Source organism: Streptomyces chilikensis (assembly GCF_001642695.1).
GTDB classification, from domain to species: Bacteria; Actinomycetota; Actinomycetes; order Streptomycetales; family Streptomycetaceae; genus Streptomyces; species Streptomyces chilikensis.
Window position 1 is genome coordinate 1488830 of the sequence record NZ_LWCC02000005.1, and the last position, 5737, is coordinate 1494566.

The 5737-nt window shown below is 73.3% G+C and carries 6 protein-coding genes; 2 read left to right on the forward strand and 4 right to left on the reverse strand.

The genetic code is table 11. The features are described 5' to 3' along the window. Nucleotides 1–1121, reverse strand: a 1121-nt coding sequence (locus A2U95_RS06665; RefSeq protein ID WP_166024884.1) for an SDR family oxidoreductase, incomplete at its 3' end; no start/stop codon positions are given. 195 nt (nucleotides 1122–1316) lie between these two features. Between A2U95_RS06665 and A2U95_RS06670 the strand changes: the two genes are divergently transcribed. Together A2U95_RS06670 and A2U95_RS06675 are read left to right on the forward strand one after the other, a co-directional pair. Next, nucleotides 1317–2795, forward strand: a complete 1479-nt coding sequence (locus A2U95_RS06670) for a zinc-dependent metalloprotease (RefSeq protein ID WP_166021286.1) — start codon at nucleotides 1317–1319, stop codon at nucleotides 2793–2795. Continuing rightward, nucleotides 2792–3319 carry an NUDIX hydrolase gene (locus A2U95_RS06675; RefSeq protein ID WP_166021287.1) on the forward strand — a complete coding sequence of 176 codons (528 nt, stop codon included), beginning with the start codon at nucleotides 2792–2794 and terminating at the stop codon, nucleotides 3317–3319. Before A2U95_RS06670 ends, A2U95_RS06675 begins: the two co-directional genes overlap by 4 nt. 54 nt (nucleotides 3320–3373) lie before the next feature. Here the strand turns inward: A2U95_RS06675 and A2U95_RS06680 are convergent, their stop codons facing one another. From A2U95_RS06680 to A2U95_RS32490, 3 genes are all read right to left on the reverse strand, one after another. After that, the gene (locus tag A2U95_RS06680) at nucleotides 3374–4129 is read right to left on the reverse strand and encodes an AIM24 family protein (protein WP_166021288.1); all 756 of its coding nucleotides are present in this window, start codon (nucleotides 4127–4129) and stop codon (nucleotides 3374–3376) included. Nucleotides 4130–4146: 17 nt separating this feature from the next. Next, the gene (locus A2U95_RS06685; RefSeq protein ID WP_166021289.1) at nucleotides 4147–4827 is read right to left on the reverse strand and encodes an AIM24 family protein; all 681 of its coding nucleotides are present in this window, start codon (nucleotides 4825–4827) and stop codon (nucleotides 4147–4149) included. 11 nt (nucleotides 4828–4838) lie between these two features. Beyond that, on the reverse strand, nucleotides 4839–5737 hold an 899-nt coding region (locus A2U95_RS32490), incomplete at its 5' end, for an AIM24 family protein (RefSeq protein ID WP_240957221.1).

The following is a 5737-nucleotide window of genomic DNA, read 5'->3' on the forward strand; positions in this document are numbered from 1 at the left end:
CGCGCCCGCCGGGCCCGGCGGATCACCGCGGCGGTGCCCAGCAGCGCCACCGTGGCGCCCGCCGCGCCCGCCGCCGTGGCGTCCTTGCGGCCCAGCCTGCGGCCGGCCACCGTGTGCCGCCCGGCGACCTCCGCCAGCAGCTCGGCGAGCACCTCCTCGTTGCTCCAGCGCGGCCGCCAGCCGGCGTCGTGGAGCCGGCTGCCGCTGACCACCCACGGGTACATCGTGTAGGCGAGGTCGCCCGCCGGGGACGGCGTCAGCCCGATCCGGTGCAGCCGCGCCGCCGCGCCGAGCGCCACCGCGGACGGCAGTTCCATCCGGCGGATGCCGCTGAGCTCCTCGACCTCCTCCTGCTCCAGCCAGCCGTCGCAGCCGACGGCCAGCTCGCCCTCGGCCTTCTCCAGCACCGCGTACTCCAGCGCCGTGCACAGGTCGTCGACGTGGCAGAACTGCCAGGCGGGCCGGGACCCGGCCACCACCAGCAGCCGCGGCGACTCGAAGTACCTGGTCAGGGCCGTGTCGGTGCCTCCGCCCACCAGCACGGCGGGCCGCAGCACGGTGACGTTGAGCCCCGGGTGGGCGCGCGGCGCCCGCCGTCCCAGCCGCTCGATCTCCAGCAGGTCGCCGACGGCCGTGGCCTCGGCGGTCGCCTTCAGCTCGGCGTCCTCGGCCAGCGGCAGCTCGTTGTCCGGCAGCGCCCCGTAGACCATGGCCGAGGTGCAGAGCACCACCCGCCGCACCCCGGCCGCGGCGGACGCCGTGAGCACCGTCTGGGTGCCGCGCACGTTGTAGGCGGTGCGGGCCGCGGGGTCGGTCTCCAGGTCGAGGTCGACCGCCAGGTGGACGACCACGTCCACGCCGCGCAGCCGTTCGGCGAGGGCCGGGTCGCGGATGTCGAGGACGTGCCACCGGGCGGCGGCGCAGTCGCCCCGCCGCTCGTCCAGGGCCACCACCTGCCGGATCTCCGGCGAGGCGGCGAGCCGCTCGGTCAGCAGCGCGCCGACGCCGGTGGCCGCGCCGGTGACGGCCACCACCGGCCCCCGGCCGGCGGGGGTGCGGGCCGACGGCGCGTCGGCCGGGGCGTTTCGCGCTGCGCGAACCTGCGGATCTGGGGAACTCACCAGGCGTCTCCAGCGGTTGTCTTAAGAGGAACGCGCGTGCCGCGTGTACGAACCAGGTCCCATCCATCCTGCCGCAGGCCGATGGTCGGCGGAGCATCAAGGCCCCATCGGGCCGGGGTGTCTACGCTGGGTGGTGTTGTCGGGCAGCCGCGCCGCCGGAGGAAAACCGGTGGCCCTACCAGCCGAGGAACCCCCGTGAGTGACAATCCATTCGGATTCGGCCTTCCGCCGGAGGAGCCGGACGACGGCGACGAGGGCAAGAAGAAGGACCAGCAGAGCGGCGGTGGGCAGGAACCGGCGAACCCGTTCGGTTTCGGCGTGCCGGGAGCCGGAGGCTTCGGCGGTGCGGGCGGGGACAATCCGTTCGCATCCCTGTTCGGGTCCTTCGGGGCCCCGAACGCCGGTGGCATGAACCCCGCCGATCTGGGCGCCGCCTTCCAGCAGCTGGGCCAGATGCTCTCCTACGAGGGCGGCCCGGTGAACTGGGACATGGCCAAGCAGATCGCCCGCCAGGCGGTCTCCCAGGGCGCGCCGGACGGCACCAAGGACGCCAGCGTCGGCCCCGCCGAGCGCTCGGCCGTCGAGGAGGCCGTGCGCCTCGCCGACGTGTGGCTGGACGGGGTGACGTCCCTGCCCTCCGGCGCGGCGACGACCCTGGCCTGGAGCCGCGCGGAGTGGGTGGAGGCCACCCTCCCGGCGTGGAAGGAGCTCGTCGACCCGGTCGCCGAGCGCGTCGGCACGGCCATGGGCCAGGTGCTGCCGGAGGAGATGCAGGCCATGGCGGGCCCGCTGCTCGGCATGATGCGCTCGATGGGCGGCGCCATGTTCGGCGCGCAGATCGGCCAGGCCGTGGGCGTGCTCGCGGGCGAGGTGGTCGGTTCGACCGACATCGGCCTGCCCCTGGGTCCGGCCGGCAAGGCGGCGCTGCTGCCGCGGAACGTGGAGACGTTCGGCAAGGACCTGGGCGTGCCGCAGGAGGAGGTCCGCCTCTACCTGGCCCTGCGCGAGGCCGCCCACCAGCGGCTCTTCGCCCACGTGCCGTGGCTGCGGTCGCACCTGTTCGGCGCGGTCGAGGGCTACGCCCGCGGCATCAAGGTGGACACCTCGAAGCTGGAGGACGTGGTCGGCCAGTTCGACCCGCAGAACCCGGAGCAGCTGCAGGAGGCGCTCCAGCAGGGCATGTTCCAGCCCGAGGACACCCCGGAGCAGAAGGCCGCGCTGGCCCGCCTGGAGACGGCCCTGGCGCTGGTCGAGGGCTGGGTGGACGCGGTGGTGCACGCCGCCGCCACGCCGCGCCTGACCTCCGCGGGGGCGCTGCGCGAGACGCTGCGCCGCCGTCGCGCCTCCGGCGGCCCGGCGGAGCAGACCTTCGCCACGCTGATCGGCCTGGAGCTGCGTCCCCGCCGGCTGCGGGACGCCTCCCGGCTGTGGGCCTCGCTGACCGACGCCCGCGGCGTGGACGGCCGGGACGCCCTGTGGGCGCACCCCGACATGCTGCCCAACGCCACCGACCTGGACGACCCGGACGGATTCGTCCACCGGGAGCAGATGGACTTCTCCGAGTGGGACAAGATGCTCGGTGAGGCGGCCAACGGGACCGAGGGCCCGGACGGCCCGAAGGGCGGCGCGCCCGGTGACGCCGGCGACGACCCGAAGGGCGACGACTCCGAGTGACCCTGCACGACGACGCGGTCCGGGTGCTGGACGGTCTGGAGACCGCCGCGGACTCCCAGGAGGAGCTCCGCCGCCTCTACCTGAAGCACCTGGACGAGCACGCGGACGGCATGTGGCGTGAGTGTTCCGACGGGCACGTCACGGCGAGTTCCCTGGTGATCGACCCGGTGGGCGGCCGGGTGCTGCTCACCTTCCACCGCAAGCTGCGGATGTGGCTCCAGATGGGCGGCCACTGCGAGCCCGGTGACGCCACCCTGGCCGGGGCGGCGCTGCGCGAGGCGACGGAGGAGTCGGGCATCCCCGGGCTGCGCCTGCTGGGCGAGGTCCCGGTGCGGCTGGACAGGCACCACACGCCGTGCGCCTGGCACCTGGACGTCCAGTACGCCGCGCTGGCGCCGGACGGGGCGGTGGAGGCCATCAGCGACGAGTCGCTGGACCTGCGCTGGTTCCGCTACGACGAGGTCGCGGACGTCGCGGACACCTCGGTGGTCCGCCTGGTGGAGGCCACCCGCTCCCGGCTGTGAGACCCGACGGCGAAAGGGCGGCCACCTCCGCGGTGACCGCCCCTTCGCGTTCCGTCAGTTCCAGGCGTTGTTCTGGTTCTGTCCCCGCGCGCCCTGCTGGCCCATGCCGAACTGGGCGGCGACGCCCTGGCCGACCTGCGCGTTCTGCGGCGGGAGGAGCTCGCTGGGCTGCACCAGGGCGTAACCGGTGCCCATGAAGCTGAGCTCCCAGCCCTCGCCGGTGTTGCCGCGGCGCCGCCAGACCCCCGAGGAGTGGGTCTGCGCCTGCATCTGCACCCGGAGCGAGGTCGACCAGGCGATCACCGCGTCCGCGTCCACGTTGACGTACCGGTCCGGCGTGACCTGGAGCATCAGCGGCGCGCCGGAGGTCATCAGCGCGACCTTGCCCCGGCCGGAGATGTTGAGCTGGTACTTCCCGGAGCCGGAGATGCCGTAGAGGCTGTCGACCGCGATGACCTCGTGGTGCAGCGCGGAGTCCATGGCCAGGACGTAGGAGCTGTCGACGGTCAGACCGTCCTGGTCGACGTCCACCATGTGGATGTACTGCGCCAGGTTGGCCAGGTAGACGGTGCCCTGCCCGTGGCAGCGCATCAGGTCCAGGCCCTCGCCGGTGCGGCGGCGGGCGTTGCGCTGGTTGGCGGTCCGGTACTCGGCGTCGAACTCGACGAGACCCTGGTAGGCGACCATGGTTCCCTTGCGGGCCAGGACGTCGTGGTTGCCGTCGACGAGGACGCGGAGCATCTGGCTGTTCTGCAGGCTCCAGTGCTCCTGGGTCTGCTGCTCGTTGTAGGCGAAGATCGGGCTCTGCATGATCGGTCGTTCTCCCCTCAGCCCCGGATCCGGAGACGGTCGGTGCTGTCCTCGCTCGGCTGGACGACGACGATCCCCTGGCCGGAGAAGGCCATCTGGAAGGCCTCACCGCTGCCGCGGCCGATCAGCGAGGACGCCTTGAAGCTGCGCTTGCCCTTCACCTTGAGGTTCGGGGACCAGGCGATCAGGGAGTCCGGGTCGACGTAGGTCTCGTCCTCGCCGCCCCCGCAGTCGACCACGATGGGGGTCCCGCGGGAGGTGATCGCCACCCAGCCCTGCCCCTCGATCCGGGTGTTCCACAGGCCCTGGCCGGCGAACTTGGCCATGCCCTTGACCCGCTCCACGCCCCACTTCAGGTGGGCGTCGAAGGCGAGCAGGTTGGTGGCGTTGACCGACAGCGCCTCGCCGTTGAGGTTGATCACGACCACGTCGGCGCCGTAGTCCGCCAGGTAGAGGATGCCGTCGCCGTGGCAGCGCATCAGCGCGGCGCCCTCGCCGGTGACCCAGTCCTTGGCGATCTGCCGGACGGCGGGCGGGTTGGGCTCGTACTGCACGAAGCCCTCGTAGGCGACCATCGACCCCACCTTGGCGAGCAGGTCGTGGCCGGTCTGCATGGCGATCTTCGCCATGTGGGTCCCGTGGTTCTCCATGCGGGCGACGACGGGCGCGGGGGCGTGGCCCGCGAGTTGCTGGTTCATGACGGGCTCCCTCAGACCTCGTACGGCTGGACGACGATGAAGTTGCCGGGGGCGCCCCGGAACTGGAGGTTGACGCTCTCCCCGGTGTCGCCCGGGTAGGCGTTGCGCCGCATCCGCACCTGGCTGGAGACGATCACCTGGGACGCGGCCGACCAGGCCACCACCGCGTTGGCGTCGGCGAAGGTGGTCGGGGTGACCGGCAGCACCACCGGGACGCCGTGGGTCTTGACGACCAGCGTGCCGGTGCCCTGGAACTGCATGGTGAACAGGGCGCCGCCGGGGATGCCGTGTCCCTCGACACGGCGGACCTCGTACTGCAGCGACTCGTCGAAGGCGAGCACGTTCTCCGCCGAGACGCACAGGGCGTCGCCCTGGAGCTCCACGGTGTGCAGGTGCGCGGCGCTCTCCGCGAGGAAGACCTGGCCGTAACCGCTGCAGCGCATCAGCTGCATCTCCTGGCCGGTGGCGTTGCCGACGATCCGGCCGCTGAAGCCGGCGCCCTTGTACCCGAACTCGACCTTGCCCTGGTACAGCACCATGCTGCCCTGGCGGGCGAGGACCGCCTGGCCGCCGATACTGAGGTCGGCGCGGACCAGCTTCTCGTTCTGCTGGGTCCAGCGCTGACCGGTGGGCTTCTCCTTGTACAGGCTCAGCGCGGCCGAGACCCCGGGAGCCTGCGGGGCGTTGGGGACGCCCGCGTATGCCTGCCGGCCGGGGACCCCGGGGGCACCCGGCATGGCGGGAGCACCGGGAGCGCCGGGCGCTCCCGGGGCGGGCGGCGTGCCCGGGGCGGCCGGGGGCTGCCCGTAACCGGGCAGGGCCGCGGGGACCGCCATGGTCGGCGCGGCGTGCACCGGCGGGGCCGTGGCGGCGGCGGGCGGCGGGAAGCCGTAACCGGACGGCTGGGCGG